Source organism: Ruminococcus sp. SR1/5 (assembly GCF_000209835.1).
Lineage (GTDB): Bacteria > Bacillota > Clostridia > Lachnospirales > Lachnospiraceae > Blautia_A > Blautia_A fusiformis.
The window spans coordinates 898,600-922,879 of the sequence record NC_021014.1; the positions used below are offsets into that span (position 1 = coordinate 898,600).

Annotated in this window: 25 protein-coding genes and 4 pseudogenes; 20 read left to right on the forward strand and 9 right to left on the reverse strand. The window is 42.5% G+C overall.

The window, feature by feature from the left end:
• The first annotated feature begins 45 nt into the window (after window positions 1-45).
• Genes minD through CK1_RS04655 form a run of 4 tightly spaced genes read left to right on the forward strand, consistent with a single transcriptional unit; the run spans window position 46 to window position 3,461 of the window.
• Window positions 46-834: a septum site-determining protein MinD gene (gene minD / locus CK1_RS04640; RefSeq protein ID WP_015525126.1), complete on the forward strand. Its 789-nt coding sequence runs from the start codon at window positions 46-48 to the stop codon at window positions 832-834.
• 45 nt (window positions 835-879) lie between these two features.
• Window positions 880-1,119: a cell division topological specificity factor MinE gene (gene minE / locus CK1_RS04645; RefSeq protein WP_015525127.1), complete on the forward strand. Its 240-nt coding sequence runs from the start codon at window positions 880-882 to the stop codon at window positions 1,117-1,119.
• A 3-nt stretch (window positions 1,120-1,122) separates the two neighbouring features.
• Window positions 1,123-2,298, forward strand: a complete 1,176-nt coding sequence (locus CK1_RS04650) for an FtsW/RodA/SpoVE family cell cycle protein (RefSeq protein WP_015525128.1) — start codon at window positions 1,123-1,125, stop codon at window positions 2,296-2,298.
• Window positions 2,295-3,461 (forward strand): D-alanyl-D-alanine carboxypeptidase family protein, encoded by a 1,167-nt coding sequence (locus CK1_RS04655; RefSeq protein WP_015525129.1) that lies wholly within the window; start codon window positions 2,295-2,297, stop codon window positions 3,459-3,461. The genes CK1_RS04650 and CK1_RS04655 overlap by 4 nt, the downstream gene beginning before the upstream one ends.
• A gap of 66 nt (window positions 3,462-3,527) precedes the next feature.
• On the opposite strand, the gene CK1_RS04660 is transcribed toward CK1_RS04655, so the two are convergent.
• Window positions 3,528-4,031, reverse strand: coding sequence for a hypothetical protein (locus CK1_RS04660; protein WP_015525130.1), 504 nt, complete (start codon window positions 4,029-4,031; stop codon window positions 3,528-3,530).
• Between the two features lie 196 nt (window positions 4,032-4,227).
• Between CK1_RS04660 and CK1_RS04665 the strand changes: the two genes are divergently transcribed.
• The 8 genes and pseudogenes from CK1_RS04665 (at window position 4,228) to CK1_RS04690 (ending at window position 10,237) form a co-directional block, all read left to right on the forward strand.
• The gene (locus CK1_RS04665; protein ID WP_015525131.1) at window positions 4,228-4,776 is read left to right on the forward strand and encodes a hypothetical protein; all 549 of its coding nucleotides are present in this window, start codon (window positions 4,228-4,230) and stop codon (window positions 4,774-4,776) included.
• 42 nt (window positions 4,777-4,818) lie between these two features.
• On the forward strand, window positions 4,819-6,060 hold the full coding sequence (locus CK1_RS04670) for a DNA polymerase Y family protein (RefSeq protein WP_015525132.1): 1,242 nt from the start codon (window positions 4,819-4,821) through the stop codon (window positions 6,058-6,060).
• A gap of 250 nt (window positions 6,061-6,310) precedes the next feature.
• Window positions 6,311-6,607, forward strand: coding sequence for a hypothetical protein (locus CK1_RS04675; protein ID WP_015525134.1), 297 nt, complete (start codon window positions 6,311-6,313; stop codon window positions 6,605-6,607).
• A 167-nt stretch (window positions 6,608-6,774) separates the two neighbouring features.
• Window positions 6,775-7,481 (forward strand): annotated as a pseudogene (locus CK1_RS18005) (MYG1 family protein).
• Window positions 7,478-7,576: pseudogene (locus CK1_RS18010) on the forward strand (MYG1 family protein); the annotation flags it as partial. The pseudogenes CK1_RS18005 and CK1_RS18010, both read left to right, overlap by 4 nt.
• 12 nt (window positions 7,577-7,588) lie before the next feature.
• A complete protein-coding gene (locus CK1_RS18015) occupies window positions 7,589-8,005 on the forward strand; it encodes a hypothetical protein (protein ID WP_353611273.1) in 417 nt (138 codons plus the stop codon).
• 75 nt (window positions 8,006-8,080) lie between these two features.
• Entirely contained in the window at window positions 8,081-8,311 is a 231-nt protein-coding gene (locus tag CK1_RS04685; protein WP_015525138.1) for a hypothetical protein, read from the forward strand.
• A 174-nt stretch (window positions 8,312-8,485) separates the two neighbouring features.
• Entirely contained in the window at window positions 8,486-10,237 is a 1,752-nt protein-coding gene (locus CK1_RS04690; RefSeq protein WP_015525139.1) for an alpha-amylase family glycosyl hydrolase, read from the forward strand.
• A gap of 218 nt (window positions 10,238-10,455) precedes the next feature.
• On the opposite strand, the gene CK1_RS04695 is transcribed toward CK1_RS04690, so the two are convergent.
• Window positions 10,456-11,820, reverse strand: a complete 1,365-nt coding sequence (locus CK1_RS04695) for a citrate/2-methylcitrate synthase (protein WP_015525140.1) — start codon at window positions 11,818-11,820, stop codon at window positions 10,456-10,458.
• Window positions 11,821-12,343: 523 nt separating this feature from the next.
• On the opposite strand from CK1_RS04695, the gene CK1_RS04705 reads away from it, so the two are divergent.
• From CK1_RS04705 to CK1_RS04740, 8 genes and pseudogenes are all read left to right on the forward strand, one after another.
• Window positions 12,344-13,015: a response regulator transcription factor gene (locus CK1_RS04705; RefSeq protein ID WP_015525141.1), complete on the forward strand. Its 672-nt coding sequence runs from the start codon at window positions 12,344-12,346 to the stop codon at window positions 13,013-13,015.
• Window positions 13,012-14,022 carry a HAMP domain-containing sensor histidine kinase gene (locus CK1_RS04710; RefSeq protein ID WP_015525142.1) on the forward strand — a complete coding sequence of 337 codons (1,011 nt, stop codon included), beginning with the start codon at window positions 13,012-13,014 and terminating at the stop codon, window positions 14,020-14,022. Before CK1_RS04705 ends, CK1_RS04710 begins: the two co-directional genes overlap by 4 nt.
• Window positions 14,023-14,221: 199 nt before the next feature.
• Window positions 14,222-14,863, forward strand: a complete 642-nt coding sequence (locus CK1_RS04715; protein WP_015525143.1) for a GNAT family N-acetyltransferase — start codon at window positions 14,222-14,224, stop codon at window positions 14,861-14,863.
• A gap of 16 nt (window positions 14,864-14,879) precedes the next feature.
• Window positions 14,880-15,758, forward strand: coding sequence for a DegV family protein (locus CK1_RS04720; protein WP_015525144.1), 879 nt, complete (start codon window positions 14,880-14,882; stop codon window positions 15,756-15,758).
• Window positions 15,759-15,932: 174 nt separating this feature from the next.
• Window positions 15,933-16,280, forward strand: coding sequence for a hypothetical protein (locus CK1_RS04725; RefSeq protein WP_015525145.1), 348 nt, complete (start codon window positions 15,933-15,935; stop codon window positions 16,278-16,280).
• Window positions 16,281-16,436: 156 nt separating this feature from the next.
• Window positions 16,437-16,856, forward strand: a pseudogene (gene cyaB, locus CK1_RS04730) (class IV adenylate cyclase); the annotation flags it as partial.
• 390 nt (window positions 16,857-17,246) lie between these two features.
• Window positions 17,247-18,064: pseudogene (gene rhaD, locus CK1_RS04735) on the forward strand (rhamnulose-1-phosphate aldolase).
• A gap of 168 nt (window positions 18,065-18,232) precedes the next feature.
• Entirely contained in the window at window positions 18,233-18,490 is a 258-nt protein-coding gene (locus CK1_RS04740; protein ID WP_015525151.1) for a hypothetical protein, read from the forward strand.
• 221 nt (window positions 18,491-18,711) lie between these two features.
• Here the strand turns inward: CK1_RS04740 and CK1_RS04745 are convergent, their stop codons facing one another.
• The 7 genes from CK1_RS04745 to lspA all read right to left on the reverse strand — a co-directional run bounded on the left by CK1_RS04745 (window position 18,712) and on the right by lspA (window position 24,218).
• A complete protein-coding gene (locus CK1_RS04745; RefSeq protein ID WP_015525152.1) occupies window positions 18,712-19,773 on the reverse strand; it encodes a tyrosine-type recombinase/integrase in 1,062 nt (353 codons plus the stop codon).
• A 223-nt stretch (window positions 19,774-19,996) separates the two neighbouring features.
• Window positions 19,997-20,446, reverse strand: a complete 450-nt coding sequence (gene dtd, locus CK1_RS04750) for a D-aminoacyl-tRNA deacylase (RefSeq protein ID WP_015525153.1) — start codon at window positions 20,444-20,446, stop codon at window positions 19,997-19,999.
• A gap of 76 nt (window positions 20,447-20,522) precedes the next feature.
• Window positions 20,523-21,563, reverse strand: a complete 1,041-nt coding sequence (locus tag CK1_RS04755; RefSeq protein ID WP_306288772.1) for an AI-2E family transporter — start codon at window positions 21,561-21,563, stop codon at window positions 20,523-20,525.
• A gap of 35 nt (window positions 21,564-21,598) precedes the next feature.
• On the reverse strand, window positions 21,599-21,871 hold the full coding sequence (locus tag CK1_RS04760; protein WP_015525155.1) for a hypothetical protein: 273 nt from the start codon (window positions 21,869-21,871) through the stop codon (window positions 21,599-21,601).
• 170 nt (window positions 21,872-22,041) lie between these two features.
• On the reverse strand, window positions 22,042-22,683 hold the full coding sequence (locus CK1_RS04765; protein WP_022427272.1) for a cytidylate kinase-like family protein: 642 nt from the start codon (window positions 22,681-22,683) through the stop codon (window positions 22,042-22,044).
• 102 nt (window positions 22,684-22,785) lie between these two features.
• Complete coding sequence (locus CK1_RS04770) at window positions 22,786-23,700, reverse strand: RluA family pseudouridine synthase (RefSeq protein WP_015525156.1); 915 nt, start codon at window positions 23,698-23,700, stop codon at window positions 22,786-22,788.
• 47 nt (window positions 23,701-23,747) lie between these two features.
• Window positions 23,748-24,218, reverse strand: a complete 471-nt coding sequence (gene lspA / locus CK1_RS04775) for a signal peptidase II (protein WP_242872557.1) — start codon at window positions 24,216-24,218, stop codon at window positions 23,748-23,750.
• Window positions 24,219-24,280: the final 62 nt, after the last annotated feature.

A 24,280-nucleotide genomic window follows, 5' to 3' on the forward strand; every position in this document is an offset into this window, starting at 1 on the left:
AGGATACCAGAAGTGTGGAACATTTTATAGGAGGAATCAGAAAACATGAGTGAAGTCATTGTCATTACATCTGGAAAAGGCGGTGTTGGAAAAACCACCACCGTGGCAAATATCGGGACCGGACTGGCTGCCATGGGAAAAAGGGTTGCAGTTGTAGATACCGATATCGGACTCCGAAATCTGGATGTTGTCATGGGACTGGAGAACCGTATTGTTTACAATCTGGTTGATGTGATCAATGGGAGCTGCCGCCTGAAACAGGCACTGATCCGGGATCGTCGGCATTCAGAACTGTATCTTCTTCCGTCTGCCCAGACCAAGGACAAAACTGCCGTATCTCCGGAACAGATGATCAAGCTTACCGATGATCTCCGGGAAGAATTCGATTATGTCCTTCTGGATTGTCCGGCAGGAATTGAACAGGGATTCAAAAATGCAGTAGCCGGAGCGGACCGTGCACTGGTCGTGACCACACCGGAAGTTTCCGCGATCCGGGATGCAGACCGTATCATCGGGTTGCTGGAGTCCGGAGGGCTCCGGGATATCCGGCTGATCATCAACCGGCTTCGACCGGAAATGATCGCCAGAGGTGATATGATGTCCGTAGAAGATGTGTTGGAAATCCTGGCTGTAGATCTGATCGGTGCGATCCTGGATGATGAACAGATCGTGATCTCCACAAATCAGGGAGAACCTTTATCCGGAAAAAATTCTCAGGCAGAAGAAGAGTATCGCAATATCTGCCGGAGGCTTATGGGCGAAGAAGTCCCTTATGTTACTGTCCGTCGGAAAAATGGTGTATTCCACCGTCTTGGCAGCATTTTTCGAAAATAACAGACTCTTTGCTGTCTGACATTTTTCATCACAGGAGGAATGATTATGGGATTTTTCTCCGGAAAAAACCACTCTGCAGGCTATGCACGCGACAGGATGAAGCTTCTTCTTGTATCGGAACGCATAGACTGTTCTCCACAGATGATGAAGCTTTTACGGAACGATCTGATACATGCCGTAAAAAAATACGTTGTAATTGATGAACCAGGGGTGACCATACAGATCACACAGGAACCACCTGTTCTGCATGCAGTCATACCCGTACTTAAGAAAAGAGATGCATAATTTATGATTAAACAGTATAAGCTGCGGTTTTACAATTTTCGACTGGTGATCTTTCTCCTGGCGATCAGCTTTATTGGAATTCAGCTTGTAGGAACAGCTGCCGACTACCTTCGCACACGTCAGCTTCTGGGTGTGATCATCGGTGTGGTCTTTATGCTGATCCTTTCACTGATGGATTATTCCTGGCTGCTGAATTTTCAATGGATCATGTATGGATTTAATATCGTTATGCTTCTGGCTGTCCGGTTCTTCGGATCCAGCGCCAATGGTGCTGCCAGATGGGTGGATTTAGGTTTTATCCGTTTCCAGCCTACCGAGCTTTCAAAGATCATCATTATCCTGTTTTTTGCCAAATTTTTTATGGATCATGAGGAAGATCTGAATACCTTAAAGACTCTGATACAATCAGCTGTCCTTCTGGTCATCCCACTGATGCTGATCTATGTACAGCCGGATATGAAAAACACCATCACCGTAACAGTCCTGTTCTGTATTCTGATCTACATCGCAGGACTTAGTTATAAGATCATCGGAGGTGTAGCCTTGATCGCGATTCCTCTGGCCATCATCTTTCTGTCCATTATCGTGCAGCCGGATCAGAAACTGATACAGGATTACCAGAGAAACCGTATCATGTCATTCCTGTATCCGGAGAACGAAGAATACGCAGATGATATTGAACAGCAGAACAACTCAAAAACAGCCATCGCCTCCGGAGAGCTTGTGGGACGTGCTTTCAGTAATGACACCAGTGTTACATCCGTAAATGATGGAAACTTTGTTTCTGAGAATCAGACCGACTTTATTTTTGCGGTGGCTGGAGAGCAGTACGGATTTATCGGCTGTACTCTGATCGTACTGCTGCTGTTTCTGATCACCTTTGAATGTATCCGTATGAGCCTGCGGGCCAAGGATCTTGCCGGTAAGATCATATGCTGCGGTGTTGGAAGCATTGTTTCCATACAGAGCTTCATCAACATCTGTGTTGCTACCGGCCTTGCACCAAACACAGGTACTCCGCTTCCTTTTGTAAGCTATGGTCTTACTTCTCTGATCAGTCTGTTTATGGGTATGGGACTTGTTCTCAATGTAGGACTGCAGAGCAGTGCATATAATAAAGAATTACAGAAAAAAGGTCAGAAATCGGATACCTACTTTCGGAAAGAGGAATACTTATGACACGTAAAGAACCTGTAAAAAATCATATACGTTCTGGCAATCCTTCCAGAGGTCAGGCTTCCCGGGCTGCACATACAGCTTCCAAGGGGACAAAAACAACTTCCATGCCGTCTGACAGAACTGTTTCTGCCAGACGTAAAGCTCAAAATACCCGGATGAAACGGATGCGTCGTAAAAGGATCCGCAACACCATTTTTCTCCTTCTTCTGCTGATCGTACTATGCACAGCTGGCGGTTTTGGTGTTTACATGCTGAAGGGCGGAGATTTTTCCACTCCTGCAAATTCTTTCAATGCATTCTCCGAATTTGATAATACTCTGACTTCCAAAGAAGAGCAGCGCGCGGCAGGTTTCGCCCATGATCTCTGTGTTGTTACAAAAGATGTTGCTCTGGATTCTGTCAGTCTGGATGACAGCCAGTCCGGTGTGCTTCTGAATCTCAGTGATAAAAAGGTACTCTATGCAAAAGGTGCCTACAACAAGGTTTATCCTGCCAGCATCACAAAGATCATGACAGCTATGCTTGCACTGAAATATGGAAACATGGACGATACAGTAACGATCTCACAGGAGAATGTTACCCTGGAATCCGGTTCTCAGGTAGCTGGTTTCCAGGCGGGAGATCAGGTTACCATGGATCAGCTTCTTCATTGTCTTCTTGTTTATTCTGCCAATGATGCAGCATCTGCCATTGCGGAACATATAGGTGGATCAACAGATAAATTTGTAGAGATGATGAACAGCTTTGCTGCAGAACTTGGCTGTACAGGAACTCACTTTACCAATCCCCATGGTCTTCAGGACGAAAATCATTATACAACGCCTTATGACATTTATCTGATGCTGAAAGAAGCCTTGAATTATCCGGAGTTTACAGACATCACACAAATGGCATCTTATACAGTTAGCTATAAGCATTCCGATGGCTCCGATGCAAGTGCTACCTTACCCGCTACAGATCATTATCTTACCGGAGAGGCAGCAACTCCTAAGGATGTCACTATCCTTGGAGGAAAAACAGGAACAACCGATAAAGCCGGTAACTGTCTGGCACTTTTAAGCCAGAATGCTTATGGGAAGCCATTTATTTCCATCGTCATGGGTGCATCCTCAAAGGATGTTCTTTATCAGGAAATGACATCCTTGCTCCAGAACATCAACTGACAGGATTCCATACAAAAAAGCAGATCTGTTTGAAATTTTATTTCGCAGATCTGCTTTTTTATTCATTCAGTTAATTTCTACTGTATCATTGGTGCCATCACTGCCGGTATCTTCGGTCTCACTGCTATCAAGATCCGTATCCGAAGTACCACTGGAATCATTGTCATCGACCACTTCACCTGAGCCACTGTCCGGATCTTCAGAATTGCCTGCGTCTTCACCGGTTCCATCTGAAGATGTATCTGCTCCATTGACTTCACTATCCGTATTGCCGTCGTAAGAATTATCACCTGGATCATAAGTCGGCTCTTCCGTGTAGGAATCTCCGTCCCCAGTATCGTCAGAACTCTCGGGCTCACTGCTGTAGCTGTCCTCTGTATAGATTGGAAAATCCGCATCAGCAGTTCCCTCTGATGTAGAATCTGTAACAGGCTCCGCCGCATTATTATCCGGAATAGCAGTAAGATGAGAAACCGTTCCATCCTTTGGGACGACGATATAGATTCCCAGCATCACGATACATAATGCCATGGCTAATCCGGCAATCTTCATTTCTTCCATATGTTTCATCGCTGATGATCTCCCTGTCGTTTTTTTGTATTATAGCACAGAATCACTCATATTTGTAAAACAGCCATGTATTTCTTTTGTTTTTTCTGTAACAGTTCCCGAAATTTATTTCGCGATCATATAGACACACTTTCTCTGGGTGTTTATAATAAATAATCATATTTATTCATAAGCTTAAAGAAAGGCGTAACATTTTATGGGCGACTGCATTACCACATACACTGGAAAACATTTTGATCCGACACATCCGGACGAAGAGTTGATCTGCATTGAGGACATTGCACACGCACTTTCTCTTCTATGCCGCGGAAATGGTCATGTAAGGACTTTTTTCTCTGTAGGGCAACACTGCATCCTCTGTGCCAAAGAAGCCGAAGCACGTGGCTATTCCGGCCGTCTTATACTGGCGTCCCTTCTTCACGATGCCAGCGAATGTTATATGTCCGATGTTCCAAGACCATTTAAGAAAAGTCTTCCTGAGTATCGGAAACAGGAGGAAGCTCTTTTAAACATTATCTATCAGAAATATCTGGGATCCGGACTTTCTGCCATAGAAGAGCAGAAGCTGAAGGAGATCGACAATGACCTGCTCTGGTATGACCTGAAATATCTTCTGAATGAAACACCGGACACTCCAAAACCGGTTGTCCATGTTCCGATCCAATACCGGCAATACCCTTTTTCACAGGTGGAAGAGGAATATCGGAACCTTTTTGATCAGCTGTCTGCAAAAATCTGTAAATAGATATAACAGACACACTTTATACAATTGAAAGAAGAACCCTATATGGAACGATTGATTTTTCATGTTGACGTAAACAGTGCTTTTCTTTCCTGGGAAGCAGCAAAAAGAGTAAAGATGGGACTTCCGGATCTGAGAGACATCCCTTCCTGTATTGGCGGAGACCCCAGTAAACGTACCGGCATCGTTGTCGCCAAGTCCATTCCTGCAAAAAAGTACGGAATCCAGACAGGAGAGCCTATGGCTATGGCTTTTCGCAAATGTCCGAATCTTGTGGCCGTTCCATCTGACTTTGAATTATACGATAAATGTTCCAGAGCCTTCAAAAAAATCTGTGGATCCTATGCACCGGTAATGGAATCCTTTTCCATTGATGAGGTTTTTCTGGATATGACCGGAACCTCCTATATTTACCCGGATCCGGTGGCAACTGCCCATGAGCTGAAGGATAAGATCCGTACAGAACTCGGCTTTACCGTAAATATCGGCATCTCCACCAATAAACTTCTTGCAAAAATGGCCTCTGATTTCGAAAAGCCAGATAAAGTGCATACTTTATTTCCGGAAGAAATCCCTGTAAAAATGTGGCCTCTTCCAGTGAGAGAGCTTCTTTTTCTTGGCAGATCCTCTGAAAAAAAACTGCAGGACGCAGGGATCAGAACCATCGGAGATCTGGCTCATGAAAAAAAAACAAAGATACAGGCACTTCTCGGTGAAAAAGCAGGACAGCAGTTATGTCAGTATGCCCGTGGCCTTGATGATTCCCCTGTGAAAGCAAAACCTGATGAAGCAAAAGGATTCAGTCTGGAAACTACATTTAACGATGATCTGGTCTCACTGGAGCAGGCACTTCCGATTCTGCTGGAACAATGCGATATTCTGGCCGCCCGCATGCGCCGCAAAAAGAAAAAATGCACCTGCATTTCTGTAACCTTCCGTACCCTGGATTTTCGAAACAAATCTCATCAGACTAAACTGCCAAATGCCACCGATATCACAGAAGAGATTTACAGAAATGCCCAAAACCTCTTTCAGGAGTCCTGGATGAGACAGCCACTCCGGCTCCTGGGAGTATCACTGACCGGTCTTACGGATGATTCCTTTGAACAGCTGTCCTTTTTTGAGGATACTCACAAGAAGGAACGCCAGCAGAAACTGGATGCAGCACTGGATTCCATCCGTCTGAAGTACGGAAACGACAAGGTTACCCGGGCCAGTATCATGAACAGCACTGCCCGGATCGGAAGGAAAGCAAAAGCACAAATGGAAAATGAAAGAGAGCAGTAAAGCTTGATTAAAATTACCAGTTTTTTTCAAAAAGCCCTTGCAATTTTATTCACAATGCACTATAATTTGAAGCATATCAATAGCAATTTTATTCAAAATTATTATATGTGTCTAAGGAGGAAAACAGGATGGTTGAACTGATCGTAGGAAAGAAAGGCAAAGGAAAACAAAAGTACTGTTAGACAAAGTAAACGGAGCTGTTAAGGACGCCAACGGCAGTATTGTTTACTTAGACAAGAGCACCAAGCACATGTATGAGCTGAACAACAAGGTCCGCCTTATCGATGTTTCCGGATTTCCGGTTAAAAATGCGGACGAGTTTGTAGGATTTATCTGTGGTATCCTCTCTCAGGATCATGATCTGGAGCAGGTATATCTGGACAGCTTCCTTACAACAGCCAAGCTTGAAGGAAAGGATGCAACCGAAACACTGGATCAGTTAAGTGCCATCGGTGAAACCTTCAAAGTTTCCTTTATTATCAGTATGTCTCTGGATAAAGAAGAAGTTCCGGAAGCATATCAGGATAAAATTATCTGCGCATTATAATAAAATTGAATATGAACGTCCTATTTTGTACATAAAACATAAAAGAACGTAAATTTTTAAAGGGATCTGTCCTCAGGACGGATCCCTTTTTAACTGTAGGAAACTTTGTTTATTCTTCATTTCTGTGGTATACTGAAGAGCAGAATAAACACACAGGAGCGTTTCATATGAATCATTTACTGGAAAAAATCAAACAAAAAAATGCATCCGCATTCACCCACAGCGGGAAATTTCACGCAGACGATGTTTTTTCTGCCGCTCTGCTTTTATATCTGAATCCCGAGATCACCATCACACGTGGAAACCAGGTTCCTGAAAACTATGAAGGTCTTGTTTTTGATATTGGCAGAGGACAGTATGATCATCATCAGAAAGACAGCCGTATCCGCGATAATGGCGTCCCATATGCGGCCTTCGGCCTTCTCTGGGAGAAGCTTGGACCGGAAATCCTAGGTGAGGAGCTGGCACTGAAATTCGATGAATCCTTTGTCCAGCCTCTGGATATCAATGATAATACCGGCGAAAAAATGAACTTGCCACACTGATCGGCAATTTTAATCCGGGATGGGATTCCAAAAGCAGTAATGACGAAGCCTTTTTCCAGGCAGTCAGTGTGGCAGGCATGATCCTGGAAAATAAATTCGAGCGTTACCTTGGAAATGAACGTGCAGACAGACGGGTGGAAGAAGTTCTTACAGAACATGCTGCTTCCCTCGCTTCGGGCGATACCCCGGCGGAAAATACCAATATCCTTATACTTCCGGAGTTTATTCCCTGCCAAAAACGCCTTTCGGAAACCAACATTGCTTTTGTGATCTTTCCGTCCAACCGGGGCGGTTACTGTATCCAGCCACAGAAAAAGAATATTCCATGAATTACAAATGCAGTTTTCCTTCTTCCTGGCTTGGCCTGGAAGGCGAGGAGTTATCTTTGGTAACCGGTCTTAAAAGTGCAGCCTTTTGTCATAAAGGAGGATTTCTCATGACCTGCGGAACCCTTGAGGATTCTGTTCTTGCCTGCAGGAGCAGTCTTGCCGCCTTCCATGAAGAAGCTGTGATCGTAAGCCTTGGCGGAAATAAAGAAACAGACATGCTGCTTCAAAAGCTTCCGGAGCTTTCTTCTGCCAGGATCGTACATCTGCCGGTTCCCCAATTACCGGAGCTGACTCTGAACGGAATCTACGGAGAACTCTCCATGGAAAAGACAGAATGGAAAAGCTTTATAAAAGACAGGATTAAAGAAATCCTCAGCTGCAAACCGGAAGCAGTTTTTGCAGATAATGCCATGTTTTCCCTGTATCCCATCGTTCATGCTCTGCGAAAAAAACATATTCCCGTTCTTACAGCAGTAGAAAAAGACGGACAGAAGCTTCTGGTACGGATCCCATCCGGTTCTTAAAGATCTTAAACATGTAATTAATTGTATTTACAGATATATTCACATTGCGTATTTATACAGAAAGAAGGCATGTTTATGCGAGAAGAAAAATTTAAAATGGAAAGACAAGGGCTGATACAGGTGGGAGATAAAGTAAAGATCTCCGAATTTCTCTCTGCCACGAACTACAGCTATATCATTGAGCCTGCAGTAGCCATGTCCGGCTGCTACAGAAACGCAGACCGCATCAGATCCAAAGAGGGGATCATCAAAAGCATTGAGCATACGCCACGCGGCTTTATAGTTACTGCAGAATTTGACGAATAAACATATGTCCATCAGGTAAGATCCGGCAATTAGCAATATGCCGGATTTTTCGCTGAAAAACTGGCTGATTTATTCTGGATTATATTATAGGAATCTGGTATTATAGAGAAGATATTTGTGTAATTTCTCTAATTATCAGGAAATTGCAAATTTTTAGAACAGAGGTGTAATATTATGAGCTGGTACAACGAAGCAATCTTCTACCATATTTATCCACTTGGACTTACAGGCGCTCCAAAAGAAAATGATTACGGAACTCCTGTACATCGACTGAACACACTGCTGCCGTGGATCGACCACATCAAAGAGATCGGATGTACTGCCTTATATATAGGGCCGCTTTTTGAAAGTGTCGGACATGGCTATGAGACAACCGATTACAAAAAACTGGATTCCCGTCTTGGAACCAATAAAGATCTCACCAATTTTGTAAAAGCCTGCCATGAAAAAGGCATCCGCGTGATCTTTGATGGTGTATTCAACCATACAGGCCGTGATTTCTTCGCTTTTAAGGATATCCAGAAAAACCATGAGCATTCCCCTTACGTTAACTGGTACTGTAATGTAAATTTCGGCGGAAATACTGAATATAATGACGGTTTTTCCTATGAAAACTGGGGTGGATACAATCTTCTTGTAAAGCTGAACCAGCGCAATCCGGAAGTACAGAACTATATCTGTGATGTGATCCGTTTCTGGGTTTCCGAATTTGATATTGATGGAATCCGCCTAGATGCCGCTGATGTTCTGGATTTTGATTTCATGCGTATTCTACGTCATACCGCAGATGAGGTTAAGAAAGACTTCTGGCTTATGGGAGAGGTCATTCACGGAGATTACAGCCGCTGGGTAAACGGACAGACTCTTCACAGTGTAACTAACTATGCCCTTCACAAGGCACTTTACAGCGGACATAATGACCACAACTATTTTGAAATTGCTCATACAGTAAAATATCTTCAGAATATGGGAGATCTGGACCTCTACAATTTCGTGGACAACCATGACGTAGAGCGAATTCATACCAAATTGCAGAACAAAGCACATTTTGCTCCTGTACATGTACTTCTTTATACTTTACCTGGCGTTCCAAGCATTTATTACGGCTCAGAATTCGGTATTGACGGAAAAAGAAAATTTTCCGATGCCAGCTTACGTCCAGCACTTGATCTTAACGATTATGCGGATGCTGCAACAAAGAACCCATGTACTGCACTGATCGCAGCCCTCGGAAAGGTCCGCCAGGGAACTCCTGCATTAAGCTACGGTTCCTACGCAGAACTGGCTCTTACAAACCGTCAGTTTGCCTTTGCAAGAGATCTGGAAGGCATACGAGTGATCGTTACTGTGAATAATGATGACAGTGATTCAGAGATGAACCTTCCAACAGGAAGTGCTCCGGAATACGTAGGCGCACTCACCGGCCAGAAAGTTTCCGCCCAGGGTGGACGTATCCGTGTCCGTGTTGCAGCAAACAGCGGTGAGATCTGGCTTCCTGCAGGAGATATGCCGGAATATAAGCCGGTTCAGACTAATGTTCCGGAAACTGCCGCAGCAAAAGAGAACGAAAACGCTGCATCTGAGGCAGAAGAGGAGCAGGCGGCTGAAAACAACACTGTAACAGAAGCTGCCCCGGAAAAAGAAGCTTCAAACGCTGAAAATACAGATAAAGCTTCTGACAATACAGCAAACGCAGCGGATGTTCCGTCAACTCCTGAAGCAGAATCCTCCAATCCACAGGAAACGGAAACGGTCACTGCGCCAAATCCGCACAAAACACCAGAAGAAATGACAGTAGGCGAACTTCAGGCTGCTATCCTTGCAAAAATGGCAGGAAACGGACCCGTAGATGACCAGATGAAAAAGACCGTATACGACAACATCTGGCATGATTCTCTTGTAAACTGGCTGAAGAGCTTCCGATAGGAAAAGAATAATAAAGTAAGATTCCATAAAAACAAGGCAATCCGATCATATCTTATGCGGTGAGCCTTGTTTTTTGTGAAAACAGATATTTATTTTACATAATATATATTATGTATAGTTATGATCCTGTTTTTCTGTAATTTAGGAGAACAAAAAAACAGCAGAGATTTCCAACTTAAATAGGTCAGAAATCCCCACTGCTTTTATCATTCTGTTTATTATCTCTCATCAAAAGGTACAAAATCTGCATGATGCCCCACATACTTATAAGCAGGACGGATGATCTTATTGGCACTGATCAGCTCTTCCAGACGATGTGCACTCCAGCCAGGCATACGTGCGATGGCAAAGATCGGAGTAAAAAGTTCTTCCGGAATACCAAGCATTGAGTAAACGAAGCCACTGTAGAAGTCAACATTTGCGCAAACATTTTTGAACAGCTTTCTGTGTTCCATGACCAGTTTTCCGGCAATACCCTCAACCTTATCATAGAGCTTAAATTCATCCATCATTCCTTTTTCCTCTGCAAGAGCCTGTGCAAAACGTTTCAGGATCACTTCTCGCGGATCGGAGAGTGTATAAACTGCATGTCCCATACCATAGATCAGACCTGCATGATCAAATGCTTCTTTATTCAGTATTTTCTGTAGATATGCTGTGATCTCCTCATCACTTTCCCAGTCCTTTACATTGGCCTTCAGATCTGTAAACATGTTCTGGACCTTCAGGTTGGCACCACCATGACGCGGTCCCTTCAGTGAACCGATGGATGCAGAGGTAGAAGAGTAGCTGTCTGTTCCGGAAGATGTTACTACATGTGTGGTAAAAGTAGAGTTATTACCACCGCCGTGCTCTGCATGAAGTACAAGTGCGATATCAAGGACCTTGGCCTCAAGCTCTGTATAATTGCCGTCCGGACGAAGCATCAGAAGGATATTCTCGGCAAGTGAAAGCCCCTTCTGCGGATTGCGGATAAAAAGTGTCTCGTCTTTACGGAAATGACGGTATGCGTGATAGGAGTAAACCGCGATTTCAGGAAGCTTAGCGATCAGTTCCAGAGACTGGCGGAGTACATTCTCCACAGAAATATCTTCCGGGTTATCATCATATGTATAGAGAGCAAGTACGCAACGCTCCATAGCATTCATAATATTGGCATTGGTTCCCTTCATGACAACGTCACGGACAAAACGTCCTCCCAGATCCTCCATGTCAGAAAGAAGCTCAAGAAATCTGGAAAGCTCTTCCTTGCTGGGAAGCTTACCGAAAATCAGAAGATAGATCGTCTCCTCAAAACCAAAACGTCTGTCCTTCAGTCCGTTTACGATATCCTGCACATCGATTCCCCGGTAATACAATGCACCGTCTGCAGGAATACGTCTGCCATTGACCAGCTTATAGCCGGTAACATCGGAAATCTCAGTAAGACCTGTGAGAACACCTTTACCTGCGGAATCACGAAGTCCTCTTTTTACATCGTATTCCACATAAAGGTTGGGATCGATGTGATGATTCTCTACCAGTTCCTTTTCAAAGAATTTCATTCTACCTTTCAGCTGTTCGGAGTCCTCCAGACTCATCATTTCATGCTTTTTTCCATAATTTTTCCTCGTTTCCCCATTGTATATTAAAAAACACTGATACAGTTAAGATTGGTTACATCTTTGTAATCAGTGTTCGGGTATGGCATACATTTGTGTTTACCTGTTTAATAATTCTACAGTAAAAGTTTCGAAAATGCAAGAGGGTATTTCTTTTTTTCGTGTATAAATATTCATAATATGACCTAATTCATCTATTATTACATTTATTCATCAAAATCCGTCTGGTTTCCACAACGAATCTATGTTATGATTATTCCGTAATTTTTCTTATAATAGTAGTTTGTTTCACATCGGACTGCTGCCGCCTATCTCTTTCACTTGCTGTCGGAATCGGATTCACCACAGCAAGTGAGAGCGGGATCTGGGATATTTTCCCGTCGATCATATAGTCCGTTTTTTGCGCAAAATGTAGTTGCTGTTGTATTTATCATATCCATTGTTTTAAGCTGTATCCTGCCTGAAAACATGGACATTGAAAAGATCAAGGAATAGGGATGTAAAAATGTTTAAAATTCTCATTGCGGAAGATGACCTGGAACTCCGCCAGCTTTTCCGGCATGTCCTCTTAAAAAACGGTTATACAGTAAAAGGGGTCTCTGACGGGCAGGAAGCGCTGGATGCCCTGGAAAAAGATTATTACGATCTGATCATTTCGGACATAATGATGCCCAACATGGATGGCTATGAACTGGTCCGCTCACTCAGAGATGCCGGAGATTCCATTCCTGTACTTATGGTCACTGCCAAAGATGCTTTTGATGATATGCGTATGGGATTTCTGTCCGGTAGCGATGATTATATGGTGAAACCGGTCAATATCAATGAACTGGTTTTGCGGGTAGGTGCACTTCTCCGCAGAGCACAGATGATCAATGAGCGGAAACAGCGAATCGGAGATACCATTCTGGAATGCGATTCCCTGACAGTATCCACCTCCTCGGAAAGTATGGTACTTCCTCAGAAAGAATTCATGCTCTTATATAAGATGGTTTCCTTTCCGGGAAAAATCTTTACCCGGCAACAGCTTATGGATGATATCTGGGGATATGATTCCGCAAGCGATGCCCACACAGTAGATGTCCACATCGGAAGGCTTCGGGAACGCTTCCGCGATAATCCGGATTTTAAGATCGTGACGATCCGTGGAGTTGGATATAAGGTGGTAAAGACATGAAAAAGAAACTCTTCATAAATTTAAGCATTCGTTTACGTTTTATCTTTATGATCATGTTGGAGCTTGTCTGTGTATCTCTGATATCCTGGCTTGTTATGGATGTGCTGCATATTTCAGACGTTCCGAACATCGTATGGATCATCCTGGCCAGCGTGACCGCAGGGGGTGTCCTTAACAACTTTCTCAGTATCCGGTATTTCGGTCCTGTACTAAAGCTGAAAAAAGCCATGCAACAGGTTGCTGAAGGCGATTTTTCCGTCCGACTGGAAACGGAAAAGCAAATGAAGGAAATCCGGGATATTTATTCTAATTTCAACCTGATGGTCCAGGAACTGGAAGCAACGGAGATTCTGCAGACAGACTTTGTTTCCAATGTTTCCCACGAATTCAAAACTCCCATCAGTGCTATTGAGGGTTATGCAACTCTGCTGCAGGATGATGACATGCCTATATCAGAAGAGCAGGAGCAGTACATCAACAAAATCCTTTTTAACACCAGAAGGCTTTCCCACCTGGCAGGAAATATCCTGCTGCTGTCCAAAATCGAACACCAGTCGATCCAGACCCGTCAGAACTGGTACCGTCTGGATGAGCAGATCCGACAATCCATTGTTATGATGGAACCGAAATGGTCAGAAAAAGAAATTGAATTTGATGTGGACATGATGGATGTGGAGTATCTTGGAAACGAAAATCTCATCTGTCATGTATGGGACAATCTGCTTTCCAATGCTATCAAATTCAGTCCCTGTGGTGGTACGATCTATATCCGGATGATGCCGGAAGGAGAAAAGATCCGTTTTTCCATAGAAAACGAAGGCCCCCAGATCAGTGAATACTCCATGAAACATATCTTTGACAAATTTTACCAGGGCGACAGTTCCCATAAACAGGAGGGAAACGGTCTTGGACTTGCCCTTGTAAAACAGATCCTGAACCTGTGTATGGGAACCGTTTCCGTGGAAAATATTCCCGGAAGCGGCTGTCGTTTTACTGTTATACTGTAAAACAAATATTTTACACATATCCATAAAACCCAAAAACAGCGGACACCTTATTTTTCATGAGGTTCTTCCGTTGTTTTTTATTTTATATAAACTTTTTCATAAACTTCAACAATTGTTGAGAAACAGTTGATGTTAAGTTGCAGATCATCTTTTAAAGTATAGGATAGTTATTTATGAAAAAATACAGGAGATATGGACTATGTTATTAAAAAAAGCACCTGCCTACCGGAAAGCAGAAAAGGAAGATTTTTCAATGATCCGGGAATTTATCCGAAGAAATTATAAAGACCGCTGGGAGTTTGAGGAAACACATACCGAAAAACGTCTGACCAGACTTTTCTTTTACACCTATATGATATACAGAGATAGCGTTACCGTGGCAACCTACCGTGATCAGGTAGTTGGGGTGCTCATTACCGGTAAAGAATCTCATGGCCATTTTGCCCCGGTTTTCCGTTTAAAAAAAGGCTATCATTTCCTGCGCCTGAAGTTTACTAAGGAAGGCCGGAAGAATCTGGAGCATTTTAACAAACTTCAGGATATGAAAAAACAATTGACTGTTTCCCCGGAGAAACCGACTCCCGGAAATATCCTCTTTCTTTATGTAAGCAAAGATTACCGCAGAAACGGAATCGGTACCGGGTTTCTCAAACAGATTTCAACAGAGAAGGATACGGATTATTCCATATATATGGACCAGCTGGATCAAAGAACCTTTATGGAAAGTCATGGTTTCGTAAAGAAAAACGAGGTTTCCCAGATGCGGGAGCTGAACAAAAAACGCTTCCGAGAAAGTGTAGCTCTTTATAAAAAAGAACCGCGTTGCGAAACACATTCATAAATTACGCAGGAGATAAATGGAAAATGAAAAAATTGGAATCATGGCTGACAGCCACAGTGGCATTTTAAAACAAGAAGCAGAGGAACTGGATATTCATGTCCTTCCCATGCCTTTTTATCTGAATGGAGAACTGTTTCATGAAGACCTGGATTTTTCCAGAACAGGATTTTATGAGAAGCTGCGTGAAGGAGCAGATGTTTCAACTTCACAGCCTTCCCCACAGGAAGTTATGGAAATGTGGGACGAAATGCTTTTATCTTATGATCAGATCCTCTATATTCCGTTGAGCAGTAGTTTAAGCGGTTCCTGCATGACTGCTGCCGCCTTGTCTCAAGAACCAAAATACGAAAACAAAGTGTTTGTAGTAGATAACGGGCGTGTTTCCACACCCCTTCACCGTTCCATTCTGGATGCGATAGACCTGGTGGAAGATGGATATACAGCACCGCAGATCAAGGATATTCTGGAAGCATCCCGTGAAAAAACCGTGATCTATGTCGGATTAAGCACACTGGAATATCTGAAAAAGGGAGGCCGTATCAATACCACCACAGCACTGGCCGCAAATCTTCTCAATATCAAACCGGTTATGAAATTTGGAACCGGTAAGCTGGATGTTTTCCAGAAATGCAGAGGCATGAAAAAATCAAGAAAAGCCATGATCGATGCTATGCACAGAGAATTGGAAACAACTTTCAAAAAAGAATATGATGCCGGAAAAGTATATCTTATGGCTGCCTCCAGCAGCACTGCGGAAGTTACCGCAGACTGGATCTCACAGATCCGGGAAAGCTTTCCGGGAATGGATGTGATGTGTGATGATCTTTCCCTTGGACTTTCCTGCCATATTGGCCCGGACGGACTGGGAATCGGATGTTCCTGCATGCCTTTATAAAAAACGTCTCAATATTTTCTGCAAATAATCCAGGGTTGTGGTATGATATTGTTATCAATACATAACAGGCAGATTTTATCTGTTATTATAGCACTTCCAACCATTCATGTTCTGCACAGCTGAACTTGATGCAGTAATTTCTGGGAGTGCTATGATCAGAAGGGAGAAATTATCATGGCAAAAACAATTAAAGAATTAACACAGGATCTTCTTCAGGCACCATCTGCATGCAAAGAAGTAAAAGAAGCGGCACAGAATTATCTGGATGCGGCAGGAACTGAGAAAGAAGCAGATGCGGCAACTGCTTACGTAAAAGAGCTGGAAGCAGATATCATGCCCATCGACGGACTGATCTCTTTTGCAGGTTCTGACATGGGCGCACAGGTATTTGGCGCAGATGACGCAAAAAAGATCCTGGCTCATGCTGAGGAGATCAAAGCTTCCGGTGCAAAATACTGTGACTGCCCAGCATGTGCAGCCTGCGAAGCACTTCTGAACAAAAAAGCAGAAATTCTAAAGTAATCACATGGCCCAGTTTGAAATTGAGATCAAGCTTCCATTAAAGAATCTTAAGGAAACCCTGAAATTTCTGACAGAGCAGGGATTTCAGGAGACAGCACAGATCCAGGAAGAAGATACCTATTTTAACAGTGTCTATCATGATGTAAAAAACGTGATGAAGCACTGCGTATCCGAACAAGCACAGACTGCAGATCCGGTATTTCTAAGACTCAGATTAATTTTAAGGGGCCCAAACTGGATAAAATCTCCATGTCCCGAATGGAACTGGAAACAGAAGTATCCGATGCAGAAGTGCTTAAAAATATTCTCATCCATCTGGATTTTTCTCCGGTAGCGTCGGTCATGAAAATGCGAAAGTATATGAAATGTGGCAGATTTACCGCCTGTCTGGATCAGGTAGAGGGGCTTGGAGACTTTCTGGAGCTTGAGGTGATCGCAGAGCAGGAAAGTGAGCGGAAAGAAATTTTATCCAAAATGGAAGATCTGCTTGCCATATTGGGATATCACATGTCGGACACTGTACAGACTTCTTATCTCAGTATGCTTCAGCAAAAATTAAATAAAAATCTTCTTTAAACCAGCAGGAATATTTTCGGGTGAGTATCAAAGGTACAGAATACGGAAATGTTCCTGTTTTTTCTTTTCTTACAATTCTTCGGCGTTCCAAGTTTATCTACCATACTATAAATCCCACATCACAAAGCAACATCAAACCACATTCAATGTACATGTCATTACTATTGACCACTCGTGATTTTTGTTGCTTTATGTTTATTTTTATGTGGTTTATTGAATGTTTACAAGATTTTTTGCATTTTACATGTGGATTTATTGATATTTTTTCAAAAAAGCCCTTTACAAATCCACACAATCGGGCATATAATAAAGTCACAAACAACAAGAAAGCATATTGAAGCAATCGCAAACCCAACAATAAACCACATTTAAACACGGAGGAAATATATTATGAAAATTCTTGAATCTAAATTCGTACAGGGCTTTATCAAAATGGCAGATGATGGATATAAGCAGGGGTGGCATGAAAGAAACGGTGGAAACTTAAGCTATCGTCTGAAAGCAGAAGAAGTAGAGATGATCCGTCCACGACTGAACGCCCCCGGAGAATGGACCCCTATCGGTGTTGAGGTTCCGGGACTGGCAGGAGAGTTTTTCCTGGTAACAGGAAGTGGAAAATACTTCCGTAATATCATCGTTGACCCGGAAGTATGTCTTGCGATCATCGAGCTTGACGAAACAGGAACCAACTACCGTATCCGCTGGGGTCTTGTGGAAGGCGGTCGTCCGACCAGTGAGCTTCCAACTCATCTGATGAACCATGAAGTAAAGAAAAACTTACCAACGGAAGACATCGTGTTATTTATCATGCACATACTACCAATACCATTGCACTTACCTTTGTTCTTCCTCTGGATGACAAAGTATTCACCCGTGAACTCTGGGAATCTGCAACAGAGTGTCCGGTAGTATTTCCGAATGGTGTGGGAGTTATCGGATGGATGGTTCCAGGCGGAAGAGATATCGCTGTCAAAACCGCTGAACTGATGAAAAAATATGATGTGGTTATCTGGGCGCATCATGGTATGTTCTGCTCAGGCGAGGATTTTGATCTGACCTTCGGACTTCTTCATACCGTTGAAAAATCCGCAGAGATCCTGGTTAAGATCTTATCTATGGCTCCACAGAAGCTGCAGACTATCACACCGAATGACTTCCGCGCCCTTGCAAAGGATTTCAAAGTAACTCTGCCGGAAGAATTCCTCTAACGAAAAAAATAAAATCCTTCATATGCAGCAAATCCTATAATCGGTATCTCTATCTGAAACTTTATCAGAAACAACCAAATATTTGCTGATTTTTGCCGATAAATCTGGTATGATAAAAACATATCTGGTTTATCAGCCAATTAATATCAGAAAGGATATGGATAAAGTATGGAAGAATTATATAAAGCGATCGAAGAGAAGATCAAGGCAAGCGGATACCCGCGAAAGATTTCCGGAGAGGACGTTTACGACGACATCTGCGATCAGATCGATGGGAAAGAGAATGGAAGCTATGTGCTGCTTTCCAAATTTGATGATGATGTGATCTTTGAATATCATATCTCAATTATGGACAGTGAATTTAATCTGGGTGTTCTTACCATGCGTACTCCGGAGGGTGTATTCGAGACAGATTTTGATAAATAAGTTAAGTACGGATTTTGATTTTGGGTCAGGGATATAATACAGATGTCCATAATCACTGCTTAAGGTTTTTTGAACCCTACAGGGAATTTGAGATTTTCTTGATCTGATTAAATATATAGAGGCAGTTGATTTACATAATTTATATTATGTGAACTAACTGCCTCTATATTTATATGCAATGCATGTCAAACGAATCAGTTGCTCCGCAGTCCCATTATTCATCAGTCCTCGCGAAGACGTACCGCCTTGGCCGCCTGACGCCGTCTGGCATCATCCAGAGCCGCATAATGCTTCTTAGTAGTATTGACATCCTTATGACCCAAAACATCCGCTACAAGGTAAATATCACCGGTTTCCTGGTACAGGGCAGTACCATAGGTGCTGCGAAGCTTATGCGGGGTGATCTTTTTTGTAGTTGTGATCTCCCTGGCATATTTTTTAACCAGATTCTCGATAGCCTGAACACCGATCCGGCGGCGTTGGGTAGAATAGAAGAGAGCGTGCTCATGGCCTGCCAGAGGCGTAATATTCTCCCTGACTTCCAGATATTTCTTCAACGCTTTTTCTACTTCAGGCCCAAAGTATACAACCATTTCATTTCCGCCTTTTCGGGTAACTTTGATTCCATTGTTTTTGAAATCTACATCCTCAACATCCAGTCCGACACATTCCGATACTCGGATCCCGGTACCAAGAAGGAGAGTAACAATAGCAAGATCTCTGTCCTTCGTTTTTTCATGGTACATCCGTTTCTGCCCGGTCAGCGTATCTCCGCAGTTCTCAATATAATCCAGCAGCATGGCAACCTCATCTGTATCCAGACGGATAATATTCTTATCATGGATCTTGGGCACATCGATCAGAACAGACGGGTTGGTGGTGATCATTTCATGTTTATAATAGTAAGCATAAAAACTTCTTAAAGCAGAAATTTTACGTTTGACGCCACGTTCACCATTTGTTTCCGTTTTGGAAGAGTCGGCAGATTTATAAACTTTGAGAAATTCTTCATATTCCTCAAGATCAACAGCTTTGATCTGATCCAGAACATCAATTGTAAAATCCGACATATTTTTGTCTTTAAACATTGGATTCTGATCTAACAGAAACTGAAAAAATATACGAATATCATATGCATAGGAAATTCTGGTCTTGGTTGTAGTCGTTGCATCGATAGCCCGGAAATAATCCCTGCAAAATGGCGGAAGCGTTTTTAAAACCTCACGGAGTTTTAAAGTATTGTCAATGTCATTTTGTTCGTGGTAAGTAATTTTGTTATCCATAAAAACTCCTTAATATATAAATTTTACATAATTTGCAGGAAATACCTGAAACACCTGTTAAAAGAAGTGGTTTTACACTCATCTATATCTATACGACAAACCCGAGTTTTTCAAATAGATAGGTAGTATAAACAGCTACTTCCTGCAAAATTGCCTGTTTTTGATAAATTTTCAAGTAAATAAAGTGCCTCCTTATGGAAGCACTTTTTATTATTATTTGTCGTTACCCTCTGAGGTTTTCATCAAAAATAACGGTAAACGGTCCGTCATTTTCCAAAGATACTTTCATATCTGCACCAAAAATTCCGTGTTCCACAACCGGGACCTGTTTACTGGCTTCCGAAATAATATATTCATATAATTTATTTGCTTCATCCGGTGCACCGGCTTCTATAAAGCTTGGACGGTTTCCCTTACGGCAGTTTGCATATAAGGTAAACTGTGAAACCAAAAGCAATTCCCCGTTTACATCCGCCAGGGACAAATTGGTCTTTCCATTTTCATCCTCAAAAATACGAAGTCCCAGAAGCTTTTTCAGATACCAGTCTGCATCCTCTTTGGTGTCCTCACGGCCAACGCCGATCAGAACAAGAAACCCTTTTCCGATTTTTCCGACAATTTCTCCGTCTACTTTGACTTCTGCATGATTTACACGCTGAATTACAAATTTCATAACCTGTTCTTCCTCCGTCTCCGTCTGTTTTTCTGCTTCAATCGAAAGCCTATATATTTCGCCTGAATAAATTTAACTAAAAATGTAAACATTCGTTTAATTTCATCCCAAGCCCCGGACCAGATTCTGTTTTTTCCGCTTTTACTGTAACTTCCTGTGCTTTTGATACGGATTTTTTCACCGGCATTGGCAGGACCTTTCCGGAAACGGGGTCTACACAATCAATATCTCTATAAAACTCAGCATCTGCAGACATATCTTTTTCATCAAGACTACGTCCGATCAGCTTCCATACAGCAGCATTCAGCACAGCAAATACCGGAACTCCAACGATCATTCCCGGAACTCCAAATAAACCACCACCGACCATGATTGCAACAATAACCATAAAGCTGGACAGTCCGGTCGACTCACCCAGGATCTTTGGTCCAAGGATATTTCCGTCAAACTGCTGAAGGATCAAAATAAAGATCAGGAAATACAAGCTCTGAATGGGATCTACCAGCAAAATAAGAAGAAAACACGGAACTGCTCCCAGATATGGCCCGAAAAACGGAATAACATTTGTAACACCGACGATCACACTGACCAGAATCGCATATGGGGTTCCGATGATCGATGTTCCAACATAACACAATACACCGATAATTGCGGAATCCAGGATCTTTCCGCTGATAAATCCACCAAAGGTTTTATGCGTAAAACGCATGGAATGAACAAGAAAGGTTGCCCATTTGGTTGGAAGAACTGCATAAACAGCCATTTTTGCCTTGGCAACAAATCCCTCTTTATCCGCCAGTATATAAAGAGATACGATCGCTCCAATAAGGAAATTCTTCAGAAAAACAAGAAGATCCAGAAAGCTTGCGGATATATTTTTCATCATAAACTGCATCTGGGGAAGGATCGTATTTGTCAGATACTCCTGTAATCTGCTGGAATACTGATTGATCTGGCTGATCATATCCGGATTCAGTTTCCATCCCTTTTCCACGACGGAATTTAACCAGTTTTCCACTACACTTACGTAATGAGGAAAACTGTAGATAATATTCATGATGCTTCGAATCAATTGAGGAAGGATCATCATGACAAGGGCATAAATGACCAGAAACATAAGAAATACAGAAAGGATTACACAGATCCAGCGTACTACTTTCCTCCCCTTTTTCTGAAGTGCTTTATTCCTTTTTTTTCAAAAATCGGAAAAATGATCTTCCTCTCCAGAAAATTAACAATGGGGGTTAGCAGATATGCTATGGCAGCTCCGTAAATGATCGGCGCCATAATACCGAAAAATGTTTTAATTCCGGTGATCAGAGATTTCATATGGAAAATCCCGTAATAAAATAAAATACTGGCAGCAATAACCAGAAATGCAGTCACACCTAACTGCACATAGCGATGGTTCCAACGAATTTTCATAGTAATTTCCTCCACCAGGTGATTATAACATAGCATCTCTGGTTTGTGTCTAAAAAAAACATAAACATTATTTTCCAATAACCTGCAAAGATAAATTCCGACTTCAGGGTATCGCGCTGATACAGAAAACACCCCGCCATAAAATGGCAGGGTGCCTAAAAATCTGATGTTTATTTTTTCAGGCTGTCATAAATGTGAATGGCTTCGATAATTGCCTTCGCAGTTCCATCAATGCCAAGCTTGCTGCTATCCAGACAAAGATTATAGCTGTCCGCAGATCCCCATTTCTTGTTGGTATAATAATTATAGTAGCTGGAACGGCTTTTGTCTGTTTTGTTGATCATGTCCTTGGCCTCTTTGGCATTTTTATTGTATTTCTGAGCAATACGGTTGATACGCCAGTCAAGGTTTGCATGAACAAATACACTGAAACAATCCGGATTATCTGCAAGTGCATAATCCGCACATCTGCCGACCATTACACAGGGACCTTCTGAAGCCAGCTTCTTGATTGCCTCAAACTGTGCAAGAAAAATCTTATGGTTCATAGGCATGTCTGTAAATCCGGCTGAGGAATACCCAAATGAATAAGTATCCATTACAAGAGAATAAAGAAAACTGTTTGTTGGCTTCTCATCATGATGCTCAAACAGCTCCTTGCAGATCCCACTGTCATTGGCTGCGTGCTCCAGCAGCTCTTTATCATAACATTTGATTCCAAAATATTTAGCAACTTCCTGGCCAATCTGTCTTCCGGCGCTGCCATATTTACGACCGATAGTAATAATAGAACTTGTTGTATTGTTACTCATAACAGCCACATCCTTTCTGCTCAGATTCAGCGAATTTGCAAATATTAACTCCGCTTCCTCTTTAATATAGTTATTATACACTATATTCCACAAGTTTTCCAGCTATTTTCGCAATTTTGTCAGCAATTTAACAAAATATTCCGGAAGTGGGGCTGTAAATTCCATATATTCCCCGGTACGTGGATGAACAAATCCAAGGATCATTGCATGAAGTGCCTGTCCCTCCAGATGATAGGGATTTCTGGATGAACCATACACCGTGTCCCCAAGAAGCGGATGTCCGATACTGGCCATGTGCACACGGATCTGGTGGGTACGACCTGTTTCAAGACGACATTCCACATACGTGGCCTCGCCAAAACGTTCCAGCACTTTGTAATGTGTTATTGCATCTTTACCATTTTTATGATTGATGGCCATTTTTTTACGATCTGTCGGATGCCGTCCAATAGGTCCCTCTATTGTTCCCTCATCCTCTTTCAGATTTCCCTGCACAACTGCCCGGTAGCGTCTACGGATACTGTGACATTTCAGCTGTTCTGCCAGATCCCGGTGAGCAATATCATTTTTGCATACCAATAGTGCCCCGGTGGTATCCTTATCAATTCTGTGGACAATTCCAGGCCGCATCACTCCGTTAATACCGGAAAGGCTGTCACCACAATGTGCCATAACTGCATTGACCAGTGTTCCCTGATAATGCCCGGCTGCAGGATGTACAACCATCCCTTTGGGCTTATTAACGATCAGTACATCTTCATCCTCGTAAAGAATATCCAACGGAATATCCTCCGGAACGATATCCGGCTCACTGGAATCCGGGATCTCCAGATGGATCCTGTCATTTTCACGGACCTTATAATTAGATTTGGCAGCCTTCTCTCCCACGGTAATCTGTCCTTCTTTCAGAAGTTTCTGAAGGAAAGACCTGGAAAGACCGCTGTCTTTCTCAGCAAGATAGCGGTCGATTCGTATACCTGATTCTTCTTTTTCTACTGTATAATCATATATTTCCATTTATATCTCCTACAAGAACAGACAAATGCATTATATCTCTGCCCGGATCACTGTTTGATATTCAGAAACGCAAAATCATCATCTCTGTATTTCGTGCATACAAACAGGATCAGAAAAATTCCACTTACAACCACATAAACATCCGCAAGATTAAATACCGGAAAATCGATCAGGGAGAAATAGATAAAATCGATCACATACCCTCTGAAAAAACGATCAATAAAATTTCCCAGTGCACCAGCTGCAAGTACTGTAGCAATGGTGAGCAACGGCAGATAAAACCGCTCTTTCGGAATACGGATCCATGCATAGAGGATCACTCCCAGAAACAGTACACTCACAATGGCAAAAAAGAGTACACTTCCCTGAAACATTCCAAACGCAATTCCCCTGTTTTCCGGATAGAGATAATGAAGTTCAAGTACACCGGGGATCAGCGAAACCGATGGTTGTCCTTTCAGATACAGATATGACAGCCATTTTGCTCCCTGATCCGCAGCCACGAGTAAGATCAGCAAAAAAATGTCCCCCGACATACACTTACTAAAAGACATTTTCTGATGATGGTTAACACGACTGA

What these genes read in the sequence shown, in the direction of transcription:
- CK1_RS04650 (WP_015525128.1), top strand. Translation starts at nt 1,123, where the DNA reads ATGATTAAACAGTATAAGCTGCGGTTTTACAATTTTCGACTGGTGATC.
- CK1_RS04665 (WP_015525131.1), top strand. Translation starts at nt 4,228, where the DNA reads ATGGGCGACTGCATTACCACATACACTGGAAAACATTTTGATCCGACA.
- CK1_RS04655 (WP_015525129.1), top strand. Translation starts at nt 2,295, where the DNA reads ATGACACGTAAAGAACCTGTAAAAAATCATATACGTTCTGGCAATCCT.
- CK1_RS18015 (WP_353611273.1), top strand. Translation starts at nt 7,589, where the DNA reads ATGACCTGCGGAACCCTTGAGGATTCTGTTCTTGCCTGCAGGAGCAGT.
- CK1_RS04765 (WP_022427272.1), bottom strand. Translation starts at nt 22,683, where the DNA reads ATGAGTAACAATACAACAAGTTCTATTATTACTATCGGTCGTAAATAT.
- CK1_RS04770 (WP_015525156.1), bottom strand. Translation starts at nt 23,700, where the DNA reads ATGGAAATATATGATTATACAGTAGAAAAAGAAGAATCAGGTATACGA.
- CK1_RS04720 (WP_015525144.1), top strand. Translation starts at nt 14,880, where the DNA reads ATGGAAAATGAAAAAATTGGAATCATGGCTGACAGCCACAGTGGCATT.
- CK1_RS04685 (WP_015525138.1), top strand. Translation starts at nt 8,081, where the DNA reads ATGCGAGAAGAAAAATTTAAAATGGAAAGACAAGGGCTGATACAGGTG.
- minE (WP_015525127.1), top strand. Translation starts at nt 880, where the DNA reads ATGGGATTTTTCTCCGGAAAAAACCACTCTGCAGGCTATGCACGCGAC.
- minD (WP_015525126.1), top strand. Translation starts at nt 46, where the DNA reads ATGAGTGAAGTCATTGTCATTACATCTGGAAAAGGCGGTGTTGGAAAA.
- CK1_RS04695 (WP_015525140.1), bottom strand. Translation starts at nt 11,820, where the DNA reads ATGATGAGTCTGGAGGACTCCGAACAGCTGAAAGGTAGAATGAAATTC.
- CK1_RS04670 (WP_015525132.1), top strand. Translation starts at nt 4,819, where the DNA reads ATGGAACGATTGATTTTTCATGTTGACGTAAACAGTGCTTTTCTTTCC.
- dtd (WP_015525153.1), bottom strand. Translation starts at nt 20,446, where the DNA reads ATGAAATTTGTAATTCAGCGTGTAAATCATGCAGAAGTCAAAGTAGAC.
- CK1_RS04740 (WP_015525151.1), top strand. Translation starts at nt 18,233, where the DNA reads ATGGAAGAATTATATAAAGCGATCGAAGAGAAGATCAAGGCAAGCGGA.
- CK1_RS04660 (WP_015525130.1), bottom strand. Translation starts at nt 4,031, where the DNA reads ATGAAACATATGGAAGAAATGAAGATTGCCGGATTAGCCATGGCATTA.
- CK1_RS04760 (WP_015525155.1), bottom strand. Translation starts at nt 21,871, where the DNA reads ATGAAAATTCGTTGGAACCATCGCTATGTGCAGTTAGGTGTGACTGCA.
- CK1_RS04705 (WP_015525141.1), top strand. Translation starts at nt 12,344, where the DNA reads ATGTTTAAAATTCTCATTGCGGAAGATGACCTGGAACTCCGCCAGCTT.
- CK1_RS04715 (WP_015525143.1), top strand. Translation starts at nt 14,222, where the DNA reads ATGTTATTAAAAAAAGCACCTGCCTACCGGAAAGCAGAAAAGGAAGAT.
- CK1_RS04690 (WP_015525139.1), top strand. Translation starts at nt 8,486, where the DNA reads ATGAGCTGGTACAACGAAGCAATCTTCTACCATATTTATCCACTTGGA.
- CK1_RS04755 (WP_306288772.1), bottom strand. Translation starts at nt 21,563, where the DNA reads ATGTTTCTGGTCATTTATGCCCTTGTCATGATGATCCTTCCTCAATTG.
- CK1_RS04745 (WP_015525152.1), bottom strand. Translation starts at nt 19,773, where the DNA reads ATGGATAACAAAATTACTTACCACGAACAAAATGACATTGACAATACT.
- CK1_RS04675 (WP_015525134.1), top strand. Translation starts at nt 6,311, where the DNA reads ATGTATGAGCTGAACAACAAGGTCCGCCTTATCGATGTTTCCGGATTT.
- CK1_RS04725 (WP_015525145.1), top strand. Translation starts at nt 15,933, where the DNA reads ATGGCAAAAACAATTAAAGAATTAACACAGGATCTTCTTCAGGCACCA.
- CK1_RS04710 (WP_015525142.1), top strand. Translation starts at nt 13,012, where the DNA reads ATGAAAAAGAAACTCTTCATAAATTTAAGCATTCGTTTACGTTTTATC.